We start from the raw sequence: 25,850 nt of genomic DNA on the forward strand, positions 1-25,850 counted from the left end.
GACATGACCCACAGCACCGGCACCCTGTACATCATTTCCGCGCCATCGGGCGCGGGCAAAAGCAGTCTGGTCAAGGCTTTGACCGACGCCAACCCGGAGATCCGTGTGTCGATCTCCCACACCACCCGCGCCATGCGCCCGGGTGAGGTGAACGGCGTGAACTATCACTTCGTCGAGCGCAACGAGTTCGTGAAGATGATCGAGCACGGTGATTTCCTCGAGCGCGCCGAAGTCTTCGGCAACCTCTACGGCACCTCGCAAAGCCACCTGCAACAAACCCTGGACGAAGGCCACGACCTGATTCTTGAAATCGATTGGCAAGGCGCCGAGCAAGTGCGCAAGCTGATGCCGCAGGCACGTTCGATCTTCATCCTGCCGCCGTCCTTGCAGGCTCTGCACCAGCGCCTGACCAATCGCGGCCAGGACAGCGACGAAATCATTGATGGCCGCATGCGCGAAGCCGTCAGCGAGATGAGCCACTACGTCGACTATGACTACCTGATCATCAACGACGATTTCGCCCACGCGCTGGACGATCTGCAGGCGATTTTCCGCGCCAATCAGCTGATCCAGAAGCGTCAACAACAGCGTCACGGTAAATTACTGGCCGAATTGCTCGGTTAATCAGCACTTCCCAAAACCGCTGCAAGCGCTTTACATTGGCACTTGCAGCGCGTTGAAGAGTCTGGTTAAAAAATCAGCGCTTCCCTAATCGCTGGTGATTTTTTAAACTGTTGAGTCCGCTCGCCCAACCGGGCAGCGCGCATATTGCATTCGCTCCGAGGAATACCATGGCCCGCGTAACCGTTGAAGACTGCCTGAACCACGTGGAAAACCGTTTTGAGCTGGTCATGCTCTCTACCAAACGTGCCCGTCAACTGGCCACCGGCGGCAAAGAGCCTCTGGTTCAGTGGGAAAACGACAAGCCTACCGTTGTAGCGCTGCGTGAAATCGCGGAAGGCCTGATGAGCTATGAGTTCATCGCCAACGCTGAAATCGTCGAAGACGAACCGCTGTTCGCAGCGTTCGAGGACGAGTCCAACGAGGCCGTCTAAGCCTATGCCTGGTCGACGTAGCACGGCGCGGGGTCACAGCGAACGGCAGGAGTCATCATGCCGAGCATAGACGCCCTCGCCGATCGCTTATCGACCTACCTCGGCAATGACCAGGTCAACCTGGTCCGCCGAGCGTATTTCTACGCCGAACAAGCCCATGACGGTCAACGCCGTCGCAGCGGCGAGGCGTACGTCACGCATCCTCTTGCGGTGGCGAATATTCTTGCCGACATGCACATGGACCATCAGAGCCTGATGGCAGCGATGCTGCATGACGTGATCGAAGACACCGGTATCGCCAAAGAAGCGCTGCAAGCGCAGTTCGGTGAAACCGTGGCCGAACTGGTCGACGGGGTCAGCAAACTGACCCAGATGAATTTCGAGACCAAGGCCGAAGCCCAGGCTGAAAACTTCCAGAAAATGGCCATGGCCATGGCACGCGACATTCGTGTGATCCTGGTCAAGCTTGCCGACCGCCTGCACAACATGCGCACGCTGGAAGTGCTGTCCGGCGAAAAGCGCCGGCGCATCGCCAAGGAAACCCTCGAAATCTACGCGCCCATCGCCAACCGGCTGGGCATGCACGCCATTCGTATCGAATTCGAAGACCTCGGTTTCAAGGCGATGCACCCGATGCGTTCCGCGCGGATCTACCAGGCAGTCAAACGCGCCCGGGGCAACCGCAAGGAAATCGTCAACAAGATCGAAGAATCCCTGGGTCATTGCCTCGCCATCGACGGCATTCAGGGCGAAGTCAACGGTCGCCAGAAACACCTCTACGGCATCTACAAGAAAATGCGCGGCAAGCGTCGGGCCTTCAACGAGATCATGGACGTCTACGCGTTCCGGATCATCGTCGACAAGGTCGATACCTGCTACCGCGTGCTGGGCGCTGTACATAATTTGTACAAACCGTTGCCGGGACGTTTCAAGGATTACATCGCGATTCCCAAGGCCAACGGCTATCAGTCGCTGCACACCACGCTGTTCGGCATGCACGGTGTGCCGATCGAGATCCAGATCCGCACCCGCGAAATGGAAGAGATGGCCAACAACGGCATCGCCGCCCATTGGCTGTACAAATCCAGTGGTGATGAGCAACCGAAAGGCACTCATGCCCGCGCCCGTCAGTGGGTCAAGGGCGTGCTGGAAATGCAGCAACGTGCTGGCAACTCGCTGGAATTCATCGAAAGCGTGAAGATCGACCTGTTCCCGGACGAGGTCTACGTGTTCACGCCCAAAGGCCGGATCATGGAGCTGCCCAAAGGCTCCACGGCGGTCGACTTCGCCTACGCGGTGCACACCGATGTTGGCAACAGTTGCATCGCCTGCCGGATCAACCGCCGTCTCGCACCGCTGTCCGAGCCGCTGCAAAGCGGCTCCACGGTCGAGATCGTCAGCGCTCCCGGCGCACGGCCGAACCCGGCGTGGCTCAACTTTGTGGTCACCGGCAAGGCGCGAACGCACATTCGCCACGCGCTGAAACTGCAACGCCGCTCCGAGTCGATCAGCCTCGGCGAACGCCTGCTGAACAAAGTGCTCAACGGCTTCGACAGCGCGCTGGAAAAAATTCCGGCCGAACGCGTCGCGGCGATGCTCGCCGAATATCGCCTCGAACTGATCGAAGACCTGCTGGAAGACATTGGCCTGGGCAATCGCATGGCTTACGTGGTCGCCCGTCGTCTGCTTGGCGAAGGCGAACAGCTACCAAGCCCTGAAGGCCCGCTGGCGATTCGCGGCACCGAAGGTCTGGTACTCAGCTACGCCAAATGCTGCACGCCGATCCCGGGCGACCCGATTGTCGGGCACCTGTCGGCGGGCAAAGGCATGGTCGTGCACCTGGACAACTGCCGCAACATCAGCGAAATCCGGCACAACCCGGAAAAATGCATTCAGCTCTCCTGGGCCAAGGATGTCACCGGCGAATTCAACGTCGAGCTGCGCGTCGAGCTGGAACATCAGCGCGGCCTGATTGCGCTGCTCGCCAGCAGCGTCAACGCAGCCGACGGCAATATCGAGAAAATCAGCATGGACGAACGCGATGGTCGCATCAGCGTCGTCCAGTTGGTGGTCAGCGTCCACGACCGTGTGCACCTGGCCCGTGTGATCAAGAAACTGCGCGCCCTGACCGGAGTGATCCGCATCACCCGCATGCGTGCCTGAGCCCACCATTACAAGGAGTCATACATGACCAAGACTGTTATCACCAGCGACAAGGCCCCGGCTGCCATCGGCACCTACTCCCAGGCAATCAAGGCTGGCAACACCGTTTACATGTCGGGCCAGATTCCTCTGGACCCAAAAACCATGGAACTGGTGGAAGGCTTCGAAGCCCAGACCGTCCAGGTGTTCGAGAACCTCAAAGCCGTGGCCGAAGCCGCCGGCGGTTCGTTCAAGGACATCGTCAAACTGAACATCTTCCTCACCGACCTGAGCCACTTCGCCAAGGTCAACGAGATCATGGGCAAGTACTTCGACCAGCCATACCCGGCGCGCGCCGCCATCGGCGTGGCAGCCCTGCCAAAGGGTTCGCAGGTTGAAATGGATGCCATTCTGGTCATCGAGTGATGCGCACGGCGCGGCCTTAAGACGCCGCGCCGACTGCTCAGCAAGAAAAGGTTTTGAAAGGATTCCACCATGCGCAAAGCGCTAGCTCTCCCGCTGCTCGCCATTTTCCTCGGCGGCTGCGCCAGCAACCCTGCCGACCGTGACATCAGCGGCACCTGGATCAACCAGGTGGCGATCGATGCTGCAGCCAAGGGCGGCCCCCTGCGCGAAGCGCTTCAGGCCTACGGCCCGAACCTGGAGTGGGACGTCAACACCAAGGCCGGTCAGGCCCGCTATACCAACGGTTTTGAGAACGTCGAAGGACGGCTGCTGGGCGAACAGTCCGGCGCCTGGAAAGTCGACTTCTATGGCAGCTCCGCCAGCGAGCTGAAACGCGACGGCGGGCAACTGCAGCAAGCCGCCAGCGAAAACGAACCGGAACAGGTCTTCGACCGCGCACAGATTCCGGTGCCGGAAGGCGCACCGATCGGGGCCAGTTTCGAACGGGCACTGTATTCGGCCTACATGGGCGGCAGCTGGACAATTGCCAGTGGTCAAGGCGAAGGCGGCACCGTGCAGTTCCAGGCCGATGGCCAGGTCTCCGGTTTGCCGGGTGCCGATCGCTATGCGTTGTGCCTGGCGGGCGATTGCGCGTCGATGAGCAGCACCAATGACAATATGTGGCTGCAACTCAACGGTCAGGGCAATGCCTATATCTTTGCGCGCAAGGGCAAGGAACTGGAAATCTTCCAGGCCGTGAACACGGCGTTGGCGGATGAAATGCCGCAGTACACGCCAGGCCAACGAAAGTGGTTGCTTGAGAAGCAGTAAACGCACCTGAGAGCAACACATAACACTGTGGGAGCGAGCTTGCTCCCACAGGTGTTTTTGGCGTCTTTAAGTCAGCATTTTCCTTCAAGGATCGCCGCGTAACCTTCGCGGTAACTCGGGTATTTCGGCGTCCAACCCAAGGCCTTCGCCCGGGCATTGCTGCACCGCTTGCTACCGGTACGCCGCACACTGGCATCCTCCGCCCACTCGGTCACACCGAGGTACTCACGCAACCAGCCCACCACTTCGGCCAACGGTGCCGGTGCATCATCGACGCCAATATAGAACTGTTCCAGCGCCACACCTCGATGATCAGCATCCAGCAGGAACGCCAGCAATCCCGCCGCGTCATCGGCATGTATGCGATTGCCATACAGCGGCGGATCAACTGCAACCCGATAACCACGACGTACCTGAGTCAGCAGCCATTCACGGCCCGGACCGTAGATACCGGTCAGACGCAGGACGCTCGCCGGGATACCGCTGTTAAGTGTCACCTGCTCGGCTTCGAGCATCAATCGACCTGAGTAGCCGGTGGCGACGGTTTCGGAAGTCTCATCCACCCACTCGCCGTCCAGTTGCCCGTAGACACTGCTGCTGGACACGAAGATCAGGCGCTCGGGCACTTGCCCATAGTCGTCCAGCCAACTCAGCACGTTCTGCAAGCCCTGCACATAAGCCGCGCGATAGCCGGCCTCGTCGTGATCGGTCGCCGCTGCGCAATACACCAGGTAATCCACGGCACCGACGGGCCAGGTCGCCGGACAGTCTTCGTTGAACAGGTCGCCGGCAACACCGATGACACCCTCAGGCAAACGCGAGACATCACGGCGCAGGCCATGAACTTCCCACCCGGCGGTCAACAATTGCTTGGCCAGACGACTGCCGACATCACCACAACCGGCAATCAAAACAGAAGGCGCGGACATCAAAAAACTCCCATCGGAAAGGGACAGACTAGCCTTGGCAGGAGACGTGCGGCTAGCAATCAAGGAAAAAAGATACTCTATTACTTTTGTTAACAAGAATTACTTGCAATAATGCAGGCCACTTTTGTTCTCGGCCTCACGAGGCCTGGAAGAGCATCATCGTTTTTCTATCTCAGGTCCGGCCAGCATGACACGTAATCACATCCCCGCTTCGCCAACCAACCGACCTCGCGCCTGGAGCGCGGTGGCAGCTCTGCTGCTCAGCCTGATGCTGGCACCGACCGCCGCCTTCGCCGATGCCCAAGCGCCTGCGACGCCAGCCGCCACCGAGCAGAGCGCTCCCGCGGCTGCCGCACCTGACGCAACAGCCCCTGTTCAGACCCTAGATGCCACACCGGCCGAAGTCCCTCAAGCCCTCGAAGCCGACAACAGCCTTGGCATGGCCCACGACCTGTCGCCATGGGGCATGTACCAGAACGCCGACATTATCGTGAAAATCGTGATGATCGGCCTGGCCATCGCTTCGATCATCACCTGGACCATCTGGATCGCCAAAGGCTTTGAGCTGATGGGTGCCAAGCGTCGTCTGCGGGGTGAAATCGCCGCGCTGAAGAAAGCCACCACCCTTAAAGAAGCCAGTTCCACTGCGGGCAAGGAAGGCACCCTCGCCAACCTGCTGGTGCACGACGCGCTCGAAGAGATGCGCCTGTCGGCCAACAGCCGCGAGAAAGAAGGCATCAAGGAACGCGTCAGCTTCCGTCTCGAGCGTCTGGTTGCCGCTTGTGGTCGCAACATGAGCAGCGGCACCGGTGTGCTGGCTACCATCGGTTCCACCGCACCGTTCGTCGGCCTGTTCGGCACCGTGTGGGGCATCATGAACTCCTTCATCGGCATTGCCAAAACCCAGACCACCAACCTCGCCGTCGTGGCCCCGGGTATCGCTGAAGCGCTGCTGGCTACTGCACTGGGTCTGGTTGCAGCGATTCCAGCCGTTGTCATCTACAACGTGTTCGCCCGCTCCATCGCCGGTTACAAGGCGCAGGTTTCCGACGCTTCGGCAGAAGTCCTGCTGCTGGTCAGCCGCGACCTCGATCACCAGCCTGAGCGCAGCTCGCAACCACACATGGTGAAAGTGGGGTAATCGGCCATGGGCCTGCATTTGAAAGAAGGCGCAGACGACGATCTGGCCGAGAACCACGAAATCAACGTCACGCCGTTCATCGACGTGATGCTGGTGCTGTTGATCATCTTCATGGTGGCCGCTCCATTGGCCACGGTGGACATCAAAGTCGACCTGCCTGCCTCGACCGCCAAACCGGCGCCGCGGCCGGAGAAACCGGTGTTCCTCAGCGTCAAGGCTGACCAGCGCCTGTTCCTCGGCGAAGACGAAGTGAAGCCTGAAGCACTGGGCGCCACCCTCGACGCGCGCACCAAAGGCAAGAAAGACACCACCATCTTCTTCCAGGCTGACAAAGGCGTGGATTACGGCGACCTGATGAGCGTGATGGATAACCTGCGTGCAGCAGGCTACCTGAAGGTCGGTCTGGTCGGACTCGAGAGCGCAGTCAAGAAATGATCACCACGCGCCATAAGCTGACGCGTTACAGCGGTAGCCTGGCCGTGGTGCTGGGCGTTCACGCGCTGGCCATCGCGCTGGCGCTGAACTGGACGACCCGCCCGCCCATCGAATTGCCGCCTCAGGCAATGATGGTCGAGCTGGCACCGGTTCCAGCCCCGCCACCGCCGGCTCCGCCGAAAGTCGTCACGCCACCGCAGCCACCTGCGCCGGTCGAAGAGCTGCCGATTCCGAAATTGGCCGAAGCGCCGAAAGCCGAAATCGCAGTGCAGAAACCCAAACCGAAGCCAAAGCCTAAACCGCCGAAGCCGATCGAGAAAAAGCTGCCCGATCCGCCGAAGGAAAAACCTTCCGAGGAAAAACCGGCCGACACGCCACCGACTCCGGCACCGACGGAGAAATCCGCGGCACCGGCACCAGGCCCGTCGCCGGCACAAATGGCCGCCAAGGCCAGTTGGCAAGGCACCCTGCTCGCGCATCTGGCCAAGTACAAAAAGTATCCGCAAAGTGCTCAGGCACGTGGCAAGGAAGGCCTGAACCGACTACGTTTCGTGGTCGATGGCGAAGGCAACGTGCTGTCGTTCGAACTGGTGGGCCGCTCCGGCAACGCCGATCTGGACCGGGCCACCCTGGAAATGATCCGCCGCGCGCAGCCGCTACCCAAGCCACCGGCCGACATGTTGACCAATGGCTCGATCGAAATTGTTGCGCCGTTTGTTTACTCGCTCGAACGCCGCCGCTAAGAAACACCGCAAGACCTGTGGGAGCTGGCAAGCCAGCTCCCACAAGGTTCTCCGCCAGCCGAGAGAGCCAAGTCAAAAAGGCACCGAAAGGTGCCTTTTGCATATCTAGCAACGGCAAACCCACATTGTCCGGTGTCGCACTCCTCCCTCAGTCTGATAACGTGCGTCTATCGATCGCAGCCGGTATGCTTGGCCCGCATCTTCATGGACGCTTGCTATGACCCTCACAGAATTACGCTACATCGTCACCCTCGCCCAAGAGCAGCATTTCGGCCACGCCGCCGAAAAATGCCACGTCAGCCAGCCGACCCTGTCGGTGGGCGTGAAGAAACTTGAAGACGAACTCGGTGTGCTGATTTTCGAGCGCAGCAAAAGTGCCGTGCGTGTGACGCCGGTCGGCGAAGGCATCGTCGCCCAGGCACAAAAAGTACTTGAGCAGGCACAAGGCATTCGCGAACTGGCCCAGGCTGGCAAAAACCAGCTGACAGCCCCGCTGAAAGTCGGCGCGATCTACACCGTCGGCCCGTACTTGTTCCCGCACCTGATTCCACAACTGCACCGGGTCGCTCCGCAGATGCCGTTGTACATCGAAGAAAACTTCACCCATGTGCTGCGCGACAAACTGCGCAACGGCGAGCTCGACGCGGTCATCATCGCCCTGCCGTTCAACGAAGCCGACGTGCTGACCCTGCCGCTCTACGACGAGCCGTTCTACGTCCTGATGCCGGCCCAGCACCCGTGGACGCAAAAAGAAACCATCGACGCCGGCCTGCTCAACGACAAGAGCCTGCTGCTGCTCGGCGAAGGTCACTGCTTCCGCGATCAAGTGCTCGAAGCCTGCCCGACCCTGACCAAGGGCAACGACGGCGCCAAGCACACCACGGTCGAATCCAGTTCGCTGGAAACCATTCGCCACATGGTTGCCTCTGGCCTGGGCATCTCGATCCTGCCGCTGTCGGCCGTCGACAGCCATCACTACGCCCCGGGCGTGATCGAAGTGCGGCCATTGTCGCCGCCGGTACCATTCCGCACCGTGGCGATTGCCTGGCGCGCGAGCTTTCCGCGACCGAAAGCCATCGAGATCCTCGCCGACTCCATTCGCCTGTGCTCGGTGGCCAAGCCAGCGGCACCGGTTACAGCCGGTTAAGCGAGCGTCATGACGGAGCTGTCGCAAGTGTCGGTGACGGCACTCAAGGGTGTCGGCGAAGCCATGGCCGAGAAATTGGCCAAGGTCGGTCTGGAGAATCTCCAGGACGTGCTGTTCCACCTTCCGCTGCGCTACCAGGATCGCACCCGCGTGGTGCCTATCGGCCACTTGCGTCCGGGACAGGACGCCGTGGTCGAAGGCACCGTCAGCGGCGCTGACGTGGTCATGGGTCGTCGTCGTAGCCTCGTCGTGCGATTGCAGGACGGCACCGGCGGCCTGAGTCTGCGCTTCTACCATTTCAGCAACGCACAGAAAGAAGGCCTCAAGCGCGGCACGCGAGTTCGCTGCTACGGTGAAGCCCGACCCGGCGCATCAGGACTGGAAATCTACCACCCGGAATACCGCGCCATCACTGGCGACGAGCCACCGCCGGTGGATGAAACCCTGACCCCGGTCTACCCGCTCACCGAAGGCCTGACCCAGGCGCGACTACGCCAGCTATGCATGCAAACGCTGACGATGCTCAAACCTGACACCCTGCCCGACTGGCTGCCGACCGAGCTGGCTCGTGACTATCAACTGGCGCCGTTGGCCGATGCGATCCGCTACCTGCACAACCCGCCCGCCGATGCCGACGTCGATGAACTCGCCCTCGGTCATCACTGGGCCCAGCATCGCCTCGCCTTCGAAGAGCTTTTGACGCATCAACTGTCCCAGCAACGCCTGCGCGAAAGCATGCGTTCGCTGCGCGCGCCGGCGATGCCGAAAGCGAAAAAGCTGCCACCGAAATATCTGGCCAACCTTGGCTTCAACCCGACTGGCGCGCAACAGCGCGTCGGCAACGAAATCGCCTACGACCTGAGCCAACACGAACCGATGCTCCGGCTGATTCAAGGCGATGTCGGCGCGGGTAAAACCGTGGTCGCCGCCCTCGCCGCATTGCAAGCGCTAGAGGCGGGTTATCAGGTCGCACTGATGGCGCCGACCGAGATCCTCGCCGAACAACACTTCATCACCTTCAAGCGCTGGCTCGAACCGCTGGGCATTGAAGTCGCGTGGCTGGCCGGCAAGCTCAAGGGCAAGAACCGCGTCGCTGCGCTGGAACAGATCGCCAGCGGCACGCCGATGGTGGTCGGCACCCACGCGCTGTTCCAGGACGAAGTGCAGTTCAAGAATCTCGCGCTGGTGATCATCGACGAACAGCACCGCTTCGGCGTACAGCAACGTCTGGCGCTGCGGCAGAAAGGCGTCGGCGGGCGCATGTGCCCGCATCAACTGATCATGACTGCCACACCGATTCCCCGGACGCTGGCGATGAGCGCCTACGCCGACCTCGACACCTCGATCCTCGACGAATTGCCGCCCGGTCGAACCCCGGTCAACACCGTGCTGGTTACCGACACCCGCCGCGTCGAAGTCATCGAACGGGTGCGCGGTGCTTGCGCCGAAGGGCGTCAAGCCTATTGGGTGTGCACGCTGATTGAAGAGTCGGAAGAGCTGACCTGTCAGGCCGCCGAGACCACGTTCGAAGACCTCACCGCCGCCCTCGGCGAGCTGAAAGTCGGGCTGATCCACGGCCGCATGAAACCCGTCGAAAAAGCCGCGGTGATGGCCGAGTTCAAGGCCGGCAACTTGCAACTGCTGGTCGCCACCACGGTGATTGAAGTCGGTGTCGACGTACCCAACGCCAGCCTGATGATCATCGAAAACCCCGAACGCCTCGGCCTCGCGCAGTTGCACCAGTTGCGCGGCCGCGTGGGTCGAGGCAGCGCCGCCAGCCATTGCGTGCTGCTCTACCATCCGCCGCTGTCACAGATCGGTCGCCAGCGACTGGGCATCATGCGCGAGACCAACGACGGTTTCGTCATCGCCGAAAAAGACCTCGAACTGCGCGGCCCCGGCGAAATGCTCGGCACCCGCCAGACCGGCCTGCTGCAATTCAAGGTCGCCGACCTGATGCGCGACGCCGACCTTCTGCCCGCCGTGCGCGATGCCGCGCAAGCTTTGCTGGAACGCTGGCCGACGCACGTCAGCCCATTGCTCGACCGCTGGCTGCGCCATGGGCAGCAATACGGCCAAGTGTGAGCACCGTCGCAGTTTCTGAACCCTCGTTCCAACCAAGCTGGTTATACTCGTGCAATTGTTTCAAAAACGGATACAGACCATGACCGAAGCTGCTCTCGCCCCCGAATCTCCGCACGCTCCGTCTGTTATTCGGCTGCTGCTCAACAAGCTGGGCATTGCCTACGAAGAAGTGCTCGACCACCACGGCCTTAATGCTTCGCGCAAAGTGCAAGCCGTGTTGCTGGACGACGCGGTCGGTGCGCTGATGGTGCTGTTTCCCCAGAGCCAGTTGCTGGATCTCAACCGCCTCGCCGAACTGACGGGCCGTCGCCTGACCGCCGTCTCCACCGAGCGCCTGGAAAAGATGCTCGGCAAACACAGCCTGAGCCTGCTGCCGGGTCTGCCGGCGCTGACCAGTTCGCCGTGCCTCTACGAAGAAAGCCTGCTGCGTGAGCCGAAGTTGCTGATCAACTCCGGCGAGCCGGGCGTGCTGCTGGAAATTGCCAGCGAAGCCTTCAAGACCATGCTGACCAAGGCCAGCGCCGCCAACTTCGGCGAAGCCCTGAGCAGCATCCGCCCGAACCTCGACCGTCCGGACGATGACCGCGAGGAAATCACCCAGGCCGTGCAAGCGTTCACCGCGCGGCGCATTCAGCAACGCCTGGAAGCGACCATCGAGATTCCGCCGCTGGCCGAGACAGCGCAAAAAATCATCAAGCTGCGCGTCGACCCTAACGCGACCATCGACGACATCACCGGCGTGGTCGAAACCGACCCGGCACTGGCCGCGCAAGTGGTGAGCTGGGCGGCGTCGCCGTACTACGCTTCGCCGGGCAAGATTCGTTCGGTGGAAGACGCGATCGTCCGTGTGCTCGGTTTCGATCTGGTGATCAACCTGGCGCTGGGTCTGGCCCTCGGCAAGACCCTAAGCCTGCCGAAAGATCATCCACAACAAACCACGCCGTACTGGCAGCAGTCGATCTACACCGCCGCCGTCATCGAAGGCCTGACCCGCGCCATGCCGCGCGCCCAGCGCCCGGAAGCCGGCCTGACGTATCTGGCCGGCCTGCTGCACAACTTCGGTTACCTGCTGCTGGCCCACGTGTTCCCGCCGCACTTCTCGCTGATCTGCCGCCATCTGGAGGTCAACCCGCACCTGTGCCACAGCTACATCGAGCAACACCTGCTCGGTATCAGCCGCGAACAGATCGGCTCGTGGCTGATGCGCTACTGGGACATGCCGGACGAACTGGCGACCGCCCTGCGCTTCCAGCACGACCCAAGCTACGACGGTGCCTATGCCGAATACCCAAACCTCGTCTGCCTGGCCGTGCGCCTGCTGCGCAGCCGTGGCATCGGTTCCGGCCCGGATGAAGACATCCCCGACGCCCTGCTCGAACGCGTCGGCCTGACCCGCGACAAAGCCAACGACGTCGTCAGCAAAGTGCTTGAAGCCGAAGTCCTGCTACGCGAACTAGCCTCGCAGTTCAGCCAGGCCTAAACGCAAACAGGCCCGCTCCCTCAGGTTTTACACAATCCCTGTAGGAGCGAGCCTGCTCGCGATGAATCCAACTCGGTCTATCTGACTGACACAAAACCTGTGGTGAGGGGATTTATCCCCGACCGGCTGCGCAGCAGTCGCATACCCAGCCCCCATAGCGTGTCTTGTGCAACGAAGATCAAGCCAGGTAACGGATCATCCAACCGCCCTCTACAATGGGGGATCCTTTGACTGCATATTCACCGCACACAACAATCTGACCCTGAGCCGTAGTTGTCATATCGAACATGACATCCAGCCAATTACGATTATCAAAAACAACCCAACCCACTCTGTTAAAGGTCAGATCCAATTCGCCCGTCAGCAAATAACGTGCGGTCAAGGCAAGGGTGTTATCCGTCTGAGCATCGCTGCCTGTAACACCTGAAATGATTAGCTTGTCATCGCCATCGCCGCCGAAGGCGCAACGGCGCCAAGTCTGGCCCATATCCGTCAACTTGGAGTAATGCGGTTTGCCTCCATTGAAAACCAGATTGAAATCGCCATCCCGGTTCAATACAAAAATCGCCCCTTTGGCCGAATAAAGACCTTCAAAAACGTCTCCGACGAGAGCGATCAAGCCATCTTTTCGCCGCACAGCAATGTCACTAATAACCAGTTGATCGCCCTGGCTGGGCAACATCAAGGTCGAGAAAAGCGGGTCTTGTTTTCCATTTGCGTTAAAGCGTGTGACATACATGCCTATATCGTTGCCCGGTGTGAAGTACGGACCGAATACCACTAACTTTCCATCTGCCTGAATGGCCAGGCCCGAGCCATAACTCCCGGTCGTTCCCTCCAACTCGACAAAAGCCCTACCGGTTCCGTTGAAGGTTTTATCAAACGTGCCATTCGAATTCAGCCGAACAACCAGCCCCTTGTATTCGCCGACGGAGTAATCAGCGGCGGAAGTCATTACGACTATCTTGCCATCTGGCTGCTCAACCCCCGCCGCCAGAGAATTGCCATCGCCCTTGCGGGCCGCATGAATAGGGTCAGCAGCTTTTCGCTCACCGAGATGAGCTTCCATTTTTTTTGCCTGATCAGGCGTCCCGCCACTCAAGGGATCCAGAAATACGACTCCGCCGTCTCCAAAACTTTCGTCAAGACGACCATCCTTGAGGAGCCGGATGATCGCCACTTTGCTGTAGGCTTCGTCTTTTTTTCGGGCTTCACAGGCAATCAGCACCCCAGCATCAGCTAACAGGCCCGCCCCTAAGATGAAAGGTATGTGCGTATCAGGAAAAGAGATCTCAACAAAGCCTTGCTGTTCGGTACCAAACCCCGTTCCAGCATCAATCTTTCCGCCGGCAGTCAATCGCACCACCGCAAAACCGACCGGAAAACCTGATAAACGACTCACGGCAATCAACTTACCGTCGGGTAATGAAACAACAGCCTGAGGCGCCAGGCTGGATACCTCGGGAAACGCCCAATTGAGTACGCCACCGTCGGCAAACGTCGGATCGAGCGTCCCCGCCTTTGCGGTGTCCTGTGCCTGAGTCATGATCTTGCTCCATCAAGTTTTTATGAAAGTCCTGCATCCAGGACTCGAACTTGAGTAGAGCACTGCGACTAGCGTTTCCACACCTGATAGAAATAACAGTCAGATTGTCTTTGGAAGCCATACCACCGACACAAGAGGCCAATGCTGATAGCTGCACCACCGCCCTCGCTACACCAACTCAAACCTTAGGCTTGGCCTTGCGCGGTTTCAAATACTTCATCAATCCCTGAAACCACATCACCAGCGCCGGATTGCCCTTGATCTGGATCGACTTGTCCTGAATCCCCTGCATAAACGCCAACTGCTTGTTCTTCGCCTGCATCGTGGCAAAGCCATAAGCCGCATCTTTAAAGGCAATCGCAAACGCCGGCTCGGCATAAGTGCCAGACTTGCTGGTAATCCGCTGATTCTTCACCACGAAATGCCGCGCCACCTTCCCGTCCAGCGTCTGCATCTGAAACACCAGATCCTTGTCACCCAACTGCTGCTGGAACGCAGGATTAGTCCGACTGGCCTTACCCATCAACAGACCTAGCATCCACAGGAGAAAACGAAATTTCATGCGCACAGCCTCAAAAGGAAAATGAACGGCCGGCGCAGTGTAAGGGATTCGAACGATAACGCCACTATCTGCCTCTGTTGGAAGAGGATGCAGACCATTTCACGCACGATGACTACCAAGTCACGATTCAGCGTTCAGCTGCTGATCGTTCCCATGCTCCGCGTGGGAATGCATCCCGAGACGCTCCGCGTCTCACCATTCACCTTTCCTACACCTGCTGAAACACATACCTGTAGGAGCTGGCGAAGCCTGCGAACTTTTGATCTTCCGCCCTGCGAACCTATGGGAAATTTCCTGCAAAGTGCCGGGCTGTCCATGAACTAGGCGAGTTGGTGCGATGTGGATAGGCTCTGTGGGTCGCCGCAAAATCGGTGGCCGGATGTGCAAGTCCGAACTCGGGGAAATCAATTAACTGCTCAGGATTTACACCGATGACCGATGAAACATTCAGCACTGAAGCAACCTCGCCCTACGAATCCCCCAATTCGAAGAAATTCCACGAAGCCGCCGAGCGCGCCCTCGACCACCATTTCAAACCCGCCGCCGAACCCCGCCCCAAACGTCAGGGCGGCCTTTTCAGCCTCTCCCCCGGCACCGATGCCGAAGCCCTCATGGCCAACGCCTCGGAAGACCTGCTGTCCATCAGCGTCATCGCCTGCGACCTGGCCGACGACCTCCACGGCTCCCGCCGCTCGGTCGCGCTGGCCCTGAGCAGAATGGCGGACGGGGTGCGGTTGATGGTCGAAGGGATGCTTGATCACATTGAAGTGCGGAGTGTGAAGGCCAAGCCGTAACGGGATTTGTGGATGGAAAAAAGGGGACGTTGAGTCCCCTTTCCTGCTACTCGGCAACAATGACTAGCGAAAGTCCTCTGCACTTTTTGGACGTGCCTCCAACCCGAAAATCGCTGCGCGGTGGATGTACGCATCACCACCGGCATTACAGGACTGTCGGAACACAACCTTGTCGTCCTGGAGTACCGAGAGATAACTCACAAAGGCCTGATTGACGAGGTAGGTATAAGCACCGCTTTTGAACTTGATGATGTTCAGGTTCACGCTGCCTTCCGACGCATCTACGACGAAGAACTTGCCCTTGGGCGGCGAGGCAGTCTTCGGATAGACCATTTCTATTTTTCCCGGCACGCCATAACGGTACTGCACGGATCCTACCGTGGGTTTGCTGTTTCCTTGCGCACAAATGGAAACCGTCTTGCCCCCCTGCAAGGGGCAACTGAAGTAAATATCTTCGTCATCCGCACACAACGTCCCATCCTGCCCGCCCTTCAGTGGCGCTGTTTCTCGCGAGACACGCTCCGGTGTTTGAGTGACATCGGCGCAATTGGACAAACACACCAGTTTCGAAAGGTCCGGAACATCGCTTTCAGTAAACAGGTATGTCGCTGAACCATCACGGTTACGGGCGTGGTAAACGGGAACACTGACGGCCAGCCCCTTGGCAGATACCGGCACTTCGGTGTCCCGACCCGAGACAACCCAGCCTTCCGCCTCCCCGCACAGCGCCTCCAAAGCCACATCACTGAATGGTTCTTTCGTTGGCACTGCGAACGTCTTGGCATCACCTCGACAGTCGTAGCCGTGCCAGTAAGGACCGGTCTCCGGATTAATGTCTATCGAGAAGATATAGGCGCCGTCGAGTACGACCTTGCCGCTGTGATAGGTAAACACCAGCCAACGACGCGACTTCGCCCGGGAGTAATTTTCGTTCTCCAGGATGTAGCGGTCACCATCTCGATACAGCCAGAAACTGCTCATCGCTCCGGCCGACTCTCCCTCCTCGGAGAGACGTCGCCCGGATTGTGCGTCCACCAGAAAATTGTCTTTCAACGCCAACGCGCAGCCGCTGTCGGCTTCCATGCAGGACTTGAGCGACGGGAACATCGGCCCCGCAGCCACAGAGAAAGAACACAGCAATAACGCGACCAAGACTAATCTTTTCAACTTGCCTCCCTGCTCATGATTTACGGGCCTGCTTGAACACACGAAATCTCGCCCCTCACCCCTGCTTCCTGCGTTTTAAAGCGAATAATCCATCACTTCTTCCAACCGCCAGCATTGCCCACGGACAAACCGATATTCGAAGACATAGTCGGTATCCGGTTTCTGCAGGATGGCGACGGCGTGATCTCCCTGCTCTTCCTTGACGGTCAATGTCAGGCCTTGGACTTCTCGCTTGGCCTGATCCGGGATGATTGGAAACTTGAGTTCATCACCACTGAGGCTGCGCTTTTCCATCTCAGGCTCAGGATCGCCGGCCACAGTCGTGACCATTTTCAGTGGCTGTTGGACGAAGGATTTCTGCACATCGGCGCGCTCGGAGAAGGCTGCGAGGAACGCTGAAAAGTCGGTCGAAGGGCAAGCAACACTGGTCACGTCGCCGTTGGTTTTGGGCGACTTCTGGCGCAGCTCCTGTTGAAGCTTTGAATCGGCAATGATCTTTGCATCGAGGTCTGCCAAGCGCTTTTTGATACTCGCCGCATCCTTGTAGGCACACACAACATCGACGTCGTTTTCAAGGTCTCGGCCGTCTCGGCAATCCTGCAATTCAGGGTCTGGCGGATCACCACGAAAAAAGCGCAACGACAACTGCTCGCCCTGCTTGATGAGTGGCAACTCCAGCGTCCAATAGGTATAGCCTTCGAACCCACCGTTTGACTCTTTTTGCCTCATGAGCACGTACAGGGACTTCCCCGCTTGCTCAGGGAATTTTCGTTCGAAGAAAAACACCGATGCGACTTCATCACCCACGAGCGGCGCCACAAACGAGAGTTCTGGCTTCGTGGCACTCATTGTCGTGTAAAAAACCTCACCACCGGGAACGTATGCACCTGTCGTCTGACCTTTGAGCGTGTTCTTCAAGAACAACACAGTGATCTTCTGCTCGCCCACCGATGCCACCACCGGCGGATGCATTTGCTTGATGGTTTGCAGGTCATCAGCGGTTGCCGTTTGCGCGGTAAGACCGATGATCGATGCGAGCATGCACACACAACTTGAAAACCTGGTCACTTCCATTACTTCCTTGTTGATCGACGAATTGATCAATCTTCAATAACTAGCGCGAGGGCATCACGATGATTCAGGTGCGCCGCATTTCAGCTCTTGGATTTGCGCGTTCTGAATCGGAATGACACATTCGAGGCGCTTCTCTCCGGGTGCACGAAGCTCCGTCAGGCTGAGCGTTACGTGTAACCCATCCTCGGCAAACGCATGTTCCTCAAAACCTGCGTCGGCATAGTCGCTCCAGAATCTCTTGCCATCGAAAGTGCAAAACTGCCTGGACGACAGCACTCTCCAGTTACCGTCAGGCGCGAGAATCTGAACAGTCAGGCATGAGCTGCCGAGCGTGGAGACATAGCGCGCGACGACGTCTTTGTAACGCTGCGTGCCTGATCTGGAGACTTTGTTCATATCAACTACGTCACCCGGACCGTCCGCCACAATTCCGTCCAGATAAGCCACACGTTCCAGGCTCATTCTGGCGATACAGCTATTGATTGATGTGGAATGCATCACTGCATCAGGGCCGATTTCCGTAGCTTCGAGCGGGCACGTGGTATCGCGCAACTTGATCCACGCTCTCTGTGACTCTCTGGCAACGGCCATGAAAGCCTTGCCCTGTTCGGGATCGCGTTTTTGCTGAGATTCGAACCTTGCCATCAGTTTTTTGTAGCTGGCATTGAGTTTTGCGTCGGCGGCCTTGCGGTCGGCCTCAATGCATTGATCGACTTGCCAACTCACAGTGATGACTTTGCAATCGTCCTCGGCGTGCGCAATCGACGCGCACAGCATCCAAAGGGGCAAAGCGATGAAGCGGACAATCCTGTTCAATTTTTCATTCCCTGATATGCCGTTCGTTCAACGACTCGTTGCGGAATTTTCTGTGCCTTGCCAGCGGCAATCATCGCTTCGTCGTACCCGCGGTAATAGCGCTGCGCTTCGTCTTTCTTGTTCAATCTCCACAAGGAATCCGCCATGTTCAACATCAACACCGTGCGCTTGCCGACCGCCTCAACGCCGCGATAAAACCTCAACGCCAGCTCATCTTTACCGCCCTCGGCCAGATAGAAGCCCAAGTCGTTGTAGGCCTGAACATTTTGCGCCGGGGGATGGCACGCCATGTAGGACTCTGCATTTAGAAAGTTCAGGCTCGACTCGATGGACTCTGCGCGAGACTGCACCGGCTCGATACTTGAGACATATTTCAGAAAATCCTTTGGGGACTTTGTCTCCAGACTAGGAGTGAGCACATCGCCGTCTGCGGAAACCCACTGATTGCCCTTCCACTGGCCGACGCAATAAGTGGCCCAACGATCAGCCAGCACACAACCGGTCTCCATGGAGATCACAACGCAATGCTGTTGCGACTCCAGTTTTTCCTCACCGTTTTCGAGTGACAACATGCCGAAGATCACAGGATCGAGCAGCAAGGTTTTCTTGTCAGGGCTGAGCATATTGGAGTGCCCATCGGCGCCAATGTCGACGCCGAAGAGCGGGAAGGTTTTCCCATTAGCAGTGAACCATGCGGTCGCCGACTCAACGCCGGGCATCGTCCATTTTGTCGCTCGAAACGTAACCGTGTGCCCGTGGATGCCGACTATTGGCGGATCCTCTGCAAAGTTACTGTCGGTGGCAGCGGCAAACGCTGAAAGCAAGAGCAGCAGCGAAAGGCTGCGCGCGAGAAGACGGCTCATCCACTCACTCCTCATCCATCGGCGACGATTCCGCGTCTGTCATGCTCAGCAGCCGAAACTCGTTGTCCACAAACTCGTAGTAGCGATCCCGGTTGACGCTTTCCAGCGAATTCCCCTGGGCATCTTCTTCGCCGTCGAGGGTGATGCCGGTGATGAAGATCAAGCGGCTGTCGGGTTGGTAGGCCATGGCGAATGTGCTGCCGTCGTAAGCATTCGGCAGCCCGCCAGCGACTTTACCAGTGCGGGCATCGAGCACTTCGGCGCAGATCGCGCCGCCGCCACAACCCAACGGGTTGAGGATGTAATGGCCGGCGAAGTTGACCTTGCCTTTCAAGGCTTTTGATCGCGCACTGTCCATCACCGGATTGCTGTTTTCCTGCGGCACCAGTGCATGGGGGGTGCCGGTGAAAACTGGTGTGACGGGGTAATCCTTGAAGTCGGGGTCGGCGGCGAATGCCAGTGAAGCGGCGACCAACAAGATGCCGCTGAGTAAAACCGAAAATCCTTTCACGCTGTAACTCCATCTATGCGACATACCGTCGGGATGTTCATTGGAAGGCAATGCCACGCACCGCTGTCTTGATCTGTTCGAGCCCTTGGGCGCTGATCGACAACGGCGTGGCTGAGCCTGATTCCGCCGAGCCGATCAGCACGTCTTTGCCCCGCAGCAGGCAAAAGGCGACGCGGGTGATATGGCGTCGTGACTTGTCGTGGAAACCGAAGATGAACCCCGACGACTTTTCCCCGCCCCATTGCTCGAAGGTGTAGGTGTTCGCGCGACCCGCCAGCGAATTGGGCACCCAGCCCTGATCGGTGAGCGTCGCCGGGCACCTCCGGTCGTTGTCATCACGCAGGACTTGCACCGCAAACGCGTCGTCCTCTGGAGGTTTCCAGTCGGTGAGAAGGGAAAAGTACTCAGTGTTTTCACACATCAGGCCAAACCACGGCTGACTGAGGTTGGCAGGTTTCTCGAAGTGCCACTCGGCGCCACTGGACGTTTGCGCTTGCCACAGCCGAGGGGCGCTGGAGGGTTTGGGTAGTTGTTTGGCCGCGACAAACACCGGATAGAAATCGTCGAACGTCAACCATTGGTCCTGCACCAGCGGCATGGAAAAGCGGCAAGAGCCCATGTCGACAACGGTCTCGGCAGGGCCGCTGGCAATGGTCGACTGGCCGGGCGCGTTACCGAGCAGCACGGTATCTGCGGCAACGCCATAGCCCGCTTGTGCAAGCGCAAACAAGCCGAAGAGCAACCCGCGAAAGCCTTGAATGCTCACTTCATATCCTTCGAATTGATCAATTCCAATTCCCCATCCCGATACAACACCTCACACCCCACCCACTCCGGATCCACCTGCGGCATCACCGCCGACGGCTTGCGCAACTCCCGCAACAACGTCGAGCCGTGAGACAACCGCCCACCCATCCGCGCAATCACCGCCCGCGCGGCTTGATAGTGCGCATGCCGCCCGGGATCAAGGGTGTCTTCGAGCAGGATGTCGACGCCGAGGATGCCTTGCACCTGCCCCGGATAAATCATGAATCCGGTAGCCTGCTCAGCGCCCTCGCGACCGTCCTGCCAGAAGCTGCCGTCACGGGTGCGCGCGTCGGGATGCGGCGCAAACCAGTGCTCGCGATCCGCCAGCGGCATGGCGTGGTGCAAACGAAAGAAGATGCGCATCAGGTTGTCGCGATACCACTCGCGCACTTGCAGGTAGTAACCGCGCAGGCCTGGCAGGCCGGTCGCGTTGGCGAGGCGGATCAGCCCTGACCAGTGCGGGAATGCCTGCAACGGCAGTTCGCTTGCCGCCGGCCGAGGGGTGGCCGGATCGGTCTCCCAAGGCAATCGATGTGGGCTGTTTTCAAGGTTGTCGTAAGCGGTCGGCGGCCGCCCCAGCCAATCCCCGCCGCTGCTCGCCAGCGCCGTGGCGATGCACAGATTGCCTTGCACCACGAACACATAAAACCGAGTGAACCAGTCCGCCAGTTGTTGGCCGTCGGCCTCTTGGGCGACGAGTTCGGCAAGCTCTAGATCGAAGCGCTGCAAACCACGCTCAAGCGTCAGCAGATGACCACGGGCAATGCGCTGCATGCGCAGGAACAGCGGCAACGAGCGCAGCATCTTCAGCGGTTGCCACGGCAGATGCGGGGTCGCGCCGCCGACTTCACCGGCGTAGTTGCTGGCGCTGATGCCCCAGTCGGCGAGTCGGGCGAGAAACAGGTCATTGTTAATGTAGGACGCGCCGCCGAACACGGCGGTGAACGGCTCGTTGTCCTGCAACACCCGCGCATCCCAGCGCGCCATGATTGCCGGAATACTTGCCGCAGCGCGACGCTGGGCGTACTCCACAAAGACGCTCGGTTGCGGCGGCAGGATCTCGGCGATGTTGGCGGCGGTCAGGTGCCGGCGCCAGCCGTAATCGCTGATCGGGCGGTATTGCAGCAGCCACAGTTGCGCGCCGTCCCAGGCCCATTCGACGTCGCCGGGCACGTAGTGGAACACCCGCAACACGTCTTGCAGAAATTGCCATAGCCGCTCTTCGGTCAAGCCGTGGGATGGCGTGAACGCGCCGCTTCGCCAGGCATCGCCAACCCGCGAAAGCGTTGCCCGCGAAGGGCTGACGTGACCGTCGGCCAGCGACTCCAGATGGCCTTCAACCCATTCCAGTTCTACCGACAGATGCCGCACAAACGCGATGCCGGAAACGATCGGCGTGATAAAGCGCTGCACCACAACTTCCTCGACGCCTTCGGCGGTCAATTCGGCGATGCGGTTTGGCACGTTGGAGCGCGGCTCGCGCAGGTAAGTCGTGCTCAACCCGGCGTTGGCCGAATCGGCCTGATCTTCGCCATAACTGGAGGAGCGCACCGCCCAGGTCACATTAGGTTGGGCGGCGAGAAATGCCGGCAGACGCGGATCATTGCAATCGTTGAGCGTCAGCGCTGCCGGCACCGGTTGCCGGGCCAGCTCAGCCAAGCGCAAACGCCCGCCCTTGGTGTGCGCAACAAACCCGCGCTCGCCGGACTCCAGCCACTGCGCGAACTGCGCGGGCGAGTCGATCCACGGGTAATGACCCCAACCGGGTTTGAGGCTGATGGTCAGGTCGGCGCGAGCGAGAATCGCCGACCACGCCGCCGCTTGCTCGATGCCCAGCACGTTGTCCTGATCGCCCCAAACCAGCTCGACCGGATCGGTGATCCACTCCAGCAGCGGCAGCGCGGTGTCGGCCCGAACCAGATCCCAGTGCGGCACGAATGCCCGGCAGCGCGCATAACCGGCGCCCATGCGCTGGTACTGCGCGGGTGTCCAGGTCTGGTTGGAGAACTTGCGCGCGAACAGCGTGGGTTTGTTCGACAGCAGCCAGTGAATGGTCTTGCGGATCGGCAGCGGCGACATCAGTGCCGGCAAGCGACGCTGCCACAAAAACGCCCCGACCGGTGCAAGCAAAACACTGCGCGAAAAGTGTCCGGGCCGACGTTGCAACGCATGCAACACCAGCAGAGCATTGACCCCGACCGCCATGATCGCGCTGCCCTGCTCCGTCATCGCCAGCAAGGCCTGCGCGTAGTCCGCGAGATCCTCGCAGGGTGGCTGCGGGTTGGCGCCGAAGCCGGGCAATTCCAGCGGCACCACGTCGTAGCGCTGAAAGTGCGGCAGCGCGTCGTCCCACCAATCGGCGGCGCTGCCGTTGCCGGCCAGCAGGTACATCAAGGGCTTGCTCATGGACGATCCTCAGGTCAGATCGCGCAGAGCGGCGTCGAGGGTGGGATAGCGGAACGTGTAGCCGGCCTCAGTCAATCTTTGAGGCACAACGCGCTGACCGTCGAAAAACAGCTCCGCCATTTCCCCAGCCAGCGCGCGTACTGGCGCCGCCGGAATGTGAAACCACACCGGACGCTTGAGGACCTTGCCGGCCTGCTCGGCGAACGCTGCCTGAGTGACCGTTTCGGGCGCGACCATGTTGTAGGTGCCGACCAGACTTTCATCGTCGAAGGCCCGGGCGATTACCTGAAGCACATCTTCGCGATGCACCCAGCTCATGATCTGCCGACCATCGCCCATGCGACCGCCGAAGCCCAGGCGGAACGGCATCAGCAGCGGCAACAACGCACCGCCGGGGCCGAACACCACGCCGAGGCGCAACAGCACCTGACGCACGCCAAATTCAGTGGCCGGTTGCGCGGCGGCTTCCCAACGCGCGCAGAGTTCGGCCATGAAACCGTCGCCCTTGCTGGAGTATTCGTCGAGGCTTTCGCTGGCATCGCGTACACCGTAGAAACCGATGGCCGAGGCCTGAATCCACAGCGCCGGTTTTTGCTTTGTGTTCTTCAGCCAAGTCATCAGCGCTTCGGTAGTGCCGACTCGGCTGGCGAGCAATTGCGCCTGACGCTTGGGAGTCCAGCGCGGGCCGGCGACGGGTGCGCCGGCGAGATTGATCACTACGTCGAAGGTTTCGTCGTGGCTGAGTTCGCTGAGCGAATGCACACAACGGACGCGACCGTTGAACAGGTTGGCAGCCTTCAGCGGATCGCGCGTTAGGACGCTGACCGAGTGACCGGCGTCGAGTAATTGATTGACCACGGCCTCGCCGATAAACCCAGTGCCACCGGTGATCAGTACGCGCTTGAAAGCGCCGCTGGCAAAGGGGTTGGACTTGTTCAGAGATTTTTCTGGAGGGGATTTTCGACGGTCATGGCGATACAGCCAGACCAGCGGCGGCAACAGCAGCAACAGCGCAAAACCGTCGAGCCACAGGTGCGACCAGACCTGTTGTTGCGCTGAGAGCCACATGTCCTGCGGCGCCCACAGCAAGATGCCAGCGATCAACCAGCCCCACACCATCGGCGCTTTCGAGCGATTACCGATGTGCACCAACGCGAGCATGTACAGCGAATAACTTTGCAGCGTCGCGCCGAACAGCGCGAGCCACCAGACCTGTTGTTCGTGGCCGGCGGCGGGTACCGCATCGGCGCCCCAGAATGCGAGTTCGAGAACTTCAAGATAGCCGTCGAGTAAACCGGAATGCCCAGCCCAGGTCAGGGTAAGGCCGGCGAGAATGTGGACGATTGCGGCGGCGTATAGCCAGAGCACTAGCGCTGGGCGAAGCGAGGTCGAGGGGGCTGGCATTCCGTGTCCTGAGCGCATTCCTTGGGGGTGGGGAGTTTAAAGGAAAAGCGTAGTCGTCAGACGTTCAACCACGAAACGTTTTACCGTGAGGGATTCAGGCTCAACGCGTGCGAAAGCGCATCAAACATGACCCCGAACTTCAAATGCAGTGACTTGCCTTGATCGGCTCTGTGACCTGCGATCCCAATCGCTTCACATTGTCGATGCTCGACTGATCACCTTTGTCAGCCGCCATTTGATAACAGGCTAACGCCCGAGACATATCCTTCGTTCCAAGCTCGCCACCTTCAAAGGTCGAGGCCAGATAATTCATCGCGTCAGTGGAGCCCATGGAAATAGCACGAATGACCTGCTCTTTTGCCTGCTCGGGATGGAGGCAAGGGCCGTTGTAGTCGGTGGAGTTTCCGACACAAAAAAACGTGGCATAGGCCAAAGCGCCACTCGGTATTTTCGAGGCCGCTTTGAACAGCGCCTCTACTTTGCTGGTTTCCAACTGGGATGCCATTTGAGAAAGACTCAGGCTTGCCGCCGAAAGACTTGCCTCTGCATCACCTGACTCCGCAGCACATACATAATTTTCTAGGGACGCTTCAACCAGTTCCACCGTTAGAGGGTATTGCTCAAGCAACCCAAGCCCACCTAAAGCTTCAGCACGCTGATCACAGAAGTTCTCGGCGCGGCTCATTCCTGGATTACGTGTTGCGACAAGATCCTTCTCACTGATCGACCAATCCTCAATCCCCTCAAGCACCCAGCACGCCTGACGAGAGAAGTTGAAGATCTTGATATTGCTGTTGCCCGCTCGCTTATCCACCACGTTGACGTGACTGTCGTCGACCTCTTCGATCTCGACCCCAGGTGTCTTGCCGGGTGTGATTGCAGCCATCAGCGGATAGGTGAACGTTGTTCCACTGACACCCGAGGTCGAAGGCTCAAAGGTACTTCGATCCTTTCCTGCTACCGGTTTCAACACCAGCGACTTGACCGTCATCGCAGTGAGACGGCGTTGTGATTCGCTGTTGGCGGAAAACGCCGTCAGGAAAGGCGCGAACTCCTCCGAAGGGCAAGCGTCGCTGGCAGGGGACGTCGAAGCGCTCTTATCGGCTGCAAGAGCAGGGACGATCTTGTCCAGATACGCCGAACGCTCGCGACTCATTCTGGCGATGCACGAGTTGACGGCGAACACATGCGCCGGCATCCCCGTCTCGATCTCGAACGCCTCCAAAGGGCAGTTCGCATCGCGCAATTTCAACCACGCACGTTGCGACTCTTTAACCTTCGCCGCGTACTCCGCGCCCAACCCCGGATCTGCTCGATAGTCAGACTCAAGCCGCGTCATCAACTGCTTGTAACTGACATTCAACTGCGCATCGGCAGCCTTCTTCGCCGCCTCCGAGCAGGGCACCATTTCCAGACTTGAGGTGACCTGGCTGCAGTCATCCTGCGCATAGGCCGCTGAAACCGGCAGCAGCACGGCCAGCAGGGTAAAAACAAAACGGTTCACTGT

General features: G+C 59.3%; 24 protein-coding genes. 12 read left to right on the forward strand and 12 right to left on the reverse strand.

Features of this window, described 5'->3' with window-relative positions:
• Nucleotides 1-3: 3 nt before the first annotated feature.
• The 5 genes from gmk to ACA043_RS28820 all read left to right on the forward strand — a co-directional run bounded on the left by gmk (nt 4) and on the right by ACA043_RS28820 (nt 4,433).
• Nucleotides 4-624 (forward strand): guanylate kinase, encoded by a 621-nt coding sequence (gene gmk / locus ACA043_RS28800; protein WP_187680341.1) that lies wholly within the window; start codon nt 4-6, stop codon nt 622-624.
• A 167-nt stretch (nt 625-791) separates the two neighbouring features.
• Nucleotides 792-1,055 carry a DNA-directed RNA polymerase subunit omega gene (rpoZ, locus tag ACA043_RS28805; protein ID WP_007894670.1) on the forward strand — a complete coding sequence of 88 codons (264 nt, stop codon included), beginning with the start codon at nt 792-794 and terminating at the stop codon, nt 1,053-1,055.
• 57 nt (nt 1,056-1,112) lie between these two features.
• Entirely contained in the window at nt 1,113-3,218 is a 2,106-nt protein-coding gene (gene spoT / locus ACA043_RS28810) for a bifunctional GTP diphosphokinase/guanosine-3',5'-bis pyrophosphate 3'-pyrophosphohydrolase (protein WP_497658321.1), read from the forward strand.
• A gap of 24 nt (nt 3,219-3,242) precedes the next feature.
• A complete protein-coding gene (locus tag ACA043_RS28815; protein ID WP_003229509.1) occupies nt 3,243-3,623 on the forward strand; it encodes a RidA family protein in 381 nt (126 codons plus the stop codon).
• Nucleotides 3,624-3,692: 69 nt separating this feature from the next.
• Nucleotides 3,693-4,433: a hypothetical protein gene (locus ACA043_RS28820; protein ID WP_497658322.1), complete on the forward strand. Its 741-nt coding sequence runs from the start codon at nt 3,693-3,695 to the stop codon at nt 4,431-4,433.
• A 71-nt stretch (nt 4,434-4,504) separates the two neighbouring features.
• On the opposite strand, the gene ACA043_RS28825 is transcribed toward ACA043_RS28820, so the two are convergent.
• Nucleotides 4,505-5,362 carry an SDR family oxidoreductase gene (locus tag ACA043_RS28825; protein ID WP_497615610.1) on the reverse strand — a complete coding sequence of 286 codons (858 nt, stop codon included), beginning with the start codon at nt 5,360-5,362 and terminating at the stop codon, nt 4,505-4,507.
• A gap of 187 nt (nt 5,363-5,549) precedes the next feature.
• Between ACA043_RS28825 and exbB the strand changes: the two genes are divergently transcribed.
• The 6 genes from exbB (at nt 5,550) to ACA043_RS28855 (ending at nt 12,393) form a co-directional block, all read left to right on the forward strand.
• The gene (gene exbB, locus ACA043_RS28830) at nt 5,550-6,503 is read left to right on the forward strand and encodes a tonB-system energizer ExbB (protein WP_497615611.1); all 954 of its coding nucleotides are present in this window, start codon (nt 5,550-5,552) and stop codon (nt 6,501-6,503) included.
• A 6-nt stretch (nt 6,504-6,509) separates the two neighbouring features.
• Nucleotides 6,510-6,938, forward strand: coding sequence for a TonB system transport protein ExbD (exbD, locus tag ACA043_RS28835; protein ID WP_095187912.1), 429 nt, complete (start codon nt 6,510-6,512; stop codon nt 6,936-6,938).
• Nucleotides 6,935-7,681, forward strand: a complete 747-nt coding sequence (locus ACA043_RS28840) for an energy transducer TonB family protein (RefSeq protein WP_497658323.1) — start codon at nt 6,935-6,937, stop codon at nt 7,679-7,681. Before exbD ends, ACA043_RS28840 begins: the two co-directional genes overlap by 4 nt.
• A 217-nt stretch (nt 7,682-7,898) precedes the next feature.
• On the forward strand, nt 7,899-8,828 hold the full coding sequence (locus tag ACA043_RS28845; RefSeq protein WP_187680335.1) for a hydrogen peroxide-inducible genes activator: 930 nt from the start codon (nt 7,899-7,901) through the stop codon (nt 8,826-8,828).
• 9 nt (nt 8,829-8,837) lie between these two features.
• On the forward strand, nt 8,838-10,913 hold the full coding sequence (recG, locus tag ACA043_RS28850) for an ATP-dependent DNA helicase RecG (RefSeq protein ID WP_497658324.1): 2,076 nt from the start codon (nt 8,838-8,840) through the stop codon (nt 10,911-10,913).
• Nucleotides 10,914-10,992: 79 nt separating this feature from the next.
• Nucleotides 10,993-12,393, forward strand: coding sequence for an aminoacyl-tRNA deacylase and HDOD domain-containing protein (locus ACA043_RS28855; RefSeq protein WP_489881435.1), 1,401 nt, complete (start codon nt 10,993-10,995; stop codon nt 12,391-12,393).
• A 178-nt stretch (nt 12,394-12,571) separates the two neighbouring features.
• Here the strand turns inward: ACA043_RS28855 and ACA043_RS28860 are convergent, their stop codons facing one another.
• Both ACA043_RS28860 and ACA043_RS28865 read right to left on the reverse strand, forming a co-directional pair.
• Nucleotides 12,572-13,939 carry an NHL repeat-containing protein gene (locus ACA043_RS28860; protein WP_489881434.1) on the reverse strand — a complete coding sequence of 456 codons (1,368 nt, stop codon included), beginning with the start codon at nt 13,937-13,939 and terminating at the stop codon, nt 12,572-12,574.
• 178 nt (nt 13,940-14,117) lie between these two features.
• Nucleotides 14,118-14,501 (reverse strand): SCP2 sterol-binding domain-containing protein, encoded by a 384-nt coding sequence (locus ACA043_RS28865; protein ID WP_497658325.1) that lies wholly within the window; start codon nt 14,499-14,501, stop codon nt 14,118-14,120.
• A 431-nt stretch (nt 14,502-14,932) separates the two neighbouring features.
• Here ACA043_RS28865 and ACA043_RS28870 point away from each other — a divergent pair, with 431 nt between their 5' ends.
• Entirely contained in the window at nt 14,933-15,295 is a 363-nt protein-coding gene (locus tag ACA043_RS28870) for a DUF6124 family protein (RefSeq protein ID WP_497658326.1), read from the forward strand.
• A gap of 63 nt (nt 15,296-15,358) precedes the next feature.
• On the opposite strand, the gene ACA043_RS28875 is transcribed toward ACA043_RS28870, so the two are convergent.
• The 9 genes from ACA043_RS28875 to ACA043_RS28915 all read right to left on the reverse strand — a co-directional run bounded on the left by ACA043_RS28875 (nt 15,359) and on the right by ACA043_RS28915 (nt 25,847).
• A complete protein-coding gene (locus ACA043_RS28875) occupies nt 15,359-16,462 on the reverse strand; it encodes a hypothetical protein (protein WP_497658327.1) in 1,104 nt (367 codons plus the stop codon).
• A 75-nt stretch (nt 16,463-16,537) separates the two neighbouring features.
• Nucleotides 16,538-17,503 carry a hypothetical protein gene (locus ACA043_RS28880; RefSeq protein ID WP_497658328.1) on the reverse strand — a complete coding sequence of 322 codons (966 nt, stop codon included), beginning with the start codon at nt 17,501-17,503 and terminating at the stop codon, nt 16,538-16,540.
• An 87-nt stretch (nt 17,504-17,590) separates the two neighbouring features.
• Nucleotides 17,591-18,313 (reverse strand): lysozyme inhibitor LprI family protein, encoded by a 723-nt coding sequence (locus ACA043_RS28885; protein ID WP_497659684.1) that lies wholly within the window; start codon nt 18,311-18,313, stop codon nt 17,591-17,593.
• A gap of 35 nt (nt 18,314-18,348) precedes the next feature.
• Complete coding sequence (locus ACA043_RS28890; RefSeq protein WP_497658329.1) at nt 18,349-19,215, reverse strand: tetratricopeptide repeat protein; 867 nt, start codon at nt 19,213-19,215, stop codon at nt 18,349-18,351.
• A 4-nt stretch (nt 19,216-19,219) separates the two neighbouring features.
• Complete coding sequence (locus ACA043_RS28895) at nt 19,220-19,726, reverse strand: hypothetical protein (protein ID WP_497658330.1); 507 nt, start codon at nt 19,724-19,726, stop codon at nt 19,220-19,222.
• A 37-nt stretch (nt 19,727-19,763) separates the two neighbouring features.
• A complete protein-coding gene (locus ACA043_RS28900; protein WP_497658331.1) occupies nt 19,764-20,492 on the reverse strand; it encodes a hypothetical protein in 729 nt (242 codons plus the stop codon).
• Complete coding sequence (locus tag ACA043_RS28905) at nt 20,489-22,939, reverse strand: alpha/beta hydrolase (RefSeq protein ID WP_497658332.1); 2,451 nt, start codon at nt 22,937-22,939, stop codon at nt 20,489-20,491. The genes ACA043_RS28900 and ACA043_RS28905 overlap by 4 nt, the downstream gene beginning before the upstream one ends.
• A gap of 9 nt (nt 22,940-22,948) precedes the next feature.
• The gene (locus ACA043_RS28910) at nt 22,949-24,343 is read right to left on the reverse strand and encodes a TIGR01777 family oxidoreductase (protein WP_497658333.1); all 1,395 of its coding nucleotides are present in this window, start codon (nt 24,341-24,343) and stop codon (nt 22,949-22,951) included.
• 139 nt (nt 24,344-24,482) lie between these two features.
• Nucleotides 24,483-25,847 (reverse strand): lysozyme inhibitor LprI family protein, encoded by a 1,365-nt coding sequence (locus tag ACA043_RS28915; RefSeq protein ID WP_497658334.1) that lies wholly within the window; start codon nt 25,845-25,847, stop codon nt 24,483-24,485.
• Nucleotides 25,848-25,850: the final 3 nt, after the last annotated feature.

It is taken from the genome of Pseudomonas sp. LBUM1648 (assembly GCF_059716145.1).

Excerpts from the sequence above, each read along its gene's own strand:
- gmk (WP_187680341.1), top strand. The coding sequence starts at position 4 with ATGACCCACAGCACCGGCACCCTGTACATCATTTCCGCGCCATCGGGC.
- rpoZ (WP_007894670.1), top strand. The coding sequence starts at position 792 with ATGGCCCGCGTAACCGTTGAAGACTGCCTGAACCACGTGGAAAACCGT.
- spoT (WP_497658321.1), top strand. The coding sequence starts at position 1,113 with ATGCCGAGCATAGACGCCCTCGCCGATCGCTTATCGACCTACCTCGGC.
- ACA043_RS28815 (WP_003229509.1), top strand. The coding sequence starts at position 3,243 with ATGACCAAGACTGTTATCACCAGCGACAAGGCCCCGGCTGCCATCGGC.
- ACA043_RS28820 (WP_497658322.1), top strand. The coding sequence starts at position 3,693 with ATGCGCAAAGCGCTAGCTCTCCCGCTGCTCGCCATTTTCCTCGGCGGC.
- ACA043_RS28825 (WP_497615610.1), bottom strand. The coding sequence starts at position 5,362 with ATGTCCGCGCCTTCTGTTTTGATTGCCGGTTGTGGTGATGTCGGCAGT.
- exbB (WP_497615611.1), top strand. The coding sequence starts at position 5,550 with ATGACACGTAATCACATCCCCGCTTCGCCAACCAACCGACCTCGCGCC.
- exbD (WP_095187912.1), top strand. The coding sequence starts at position 6,510 with ATGGGCCTGCATTTGAAAGAAGGCGCAGACGACGATCTGGCCGAGAAC.
- ACA043_RS28840 (WP_497658323.1), top strand. The coding sequence starts at position 6,935 with ATGATCACCACGCGCCATAAGCTGACGCGTTACAGCGGTAGCCTGGCC.
- ACA043_RS28845 (WP_187680335.1), top strand. The coding sequence starts at position 7,899 with ATGACCCTCACAGAATTACGCTACATCGTCACCCTCGCCCAAGAGCAG.
- recG (WP_497658324.1), top strand. The coding sequence starts at position 8,838 with ATGACGGAGCTGTCGCAAGTGTCGGTGACGGCACTCAAGGGTGTCGGC.
- ACA043_RS28855 (WP_489881435.1), top strand. The coding sequence starts at position 10,993 with ATGACCGAAGCTGCTCTCGCCCCCGAATCTCCGCACGCTCCGTCTGTT.
- ACA043_RS28860 (WP_489881434.1), bottom strand. The coding sequence starts at position 13,939 with ATGACTCAGGCACAGGACACCGCAAAGGCGGGGACGCTCGATCCGACG.
- ACA043_RS28865 (WP_497658325.1), bottom strand. The coding sequence starts at position 14,501 with ATGAAATTTCGTTTTCTCCTGTGGATGCTAGGTCTGTTGATGGGTAAG.
- ACA043_RS28870 (WP_497658326.1), top strand. The coding sequence starts at position 14,933 with ATGACCGATGAAACATTCAGCACTGAAGCAACCTCGCCCTACGAATCC.
- ACA043_RS28880 (WP_497658328.1), bottom strand. The coding sequence starts at position 17,503 with ATGCTCGCATCGATCATCGGTCTTACCGCGCAAACGGCAACCGCTGAT.
- ACA043_RS28885 (WP_497659684.1), bottom strand. The coding sequence starts at position 18,313 with ATGCTGTGCGCGTCGATTGCGCACGCCGAGGACGATTGCAAAGTCATC.
- ACA043_RS28890 (WP_497658329.1), bottom strand. The coding sequence starts at position 19,215 with ATGAGCCGTCTTCTCGCGCGCAGCCTTTCGCTGCTGCTCTTGCTTTCA.
- ACA043_RS28905 (WP_497658332.1), bottom strand. The coding sequence starts at position 22,939 with ATGAGCAAGCCCTTGATGTACCTGCTGGCCGGCAACGGCAGCGCCGCC.
- ACA043_RS28910 (WP_497658333.1), bottom strand. The coding sequence starts at position 24,343 with ATGCCAGCCCCCTCGACCTCGCTTCGCCCAGCGCTAGTGCTCTGGCTA.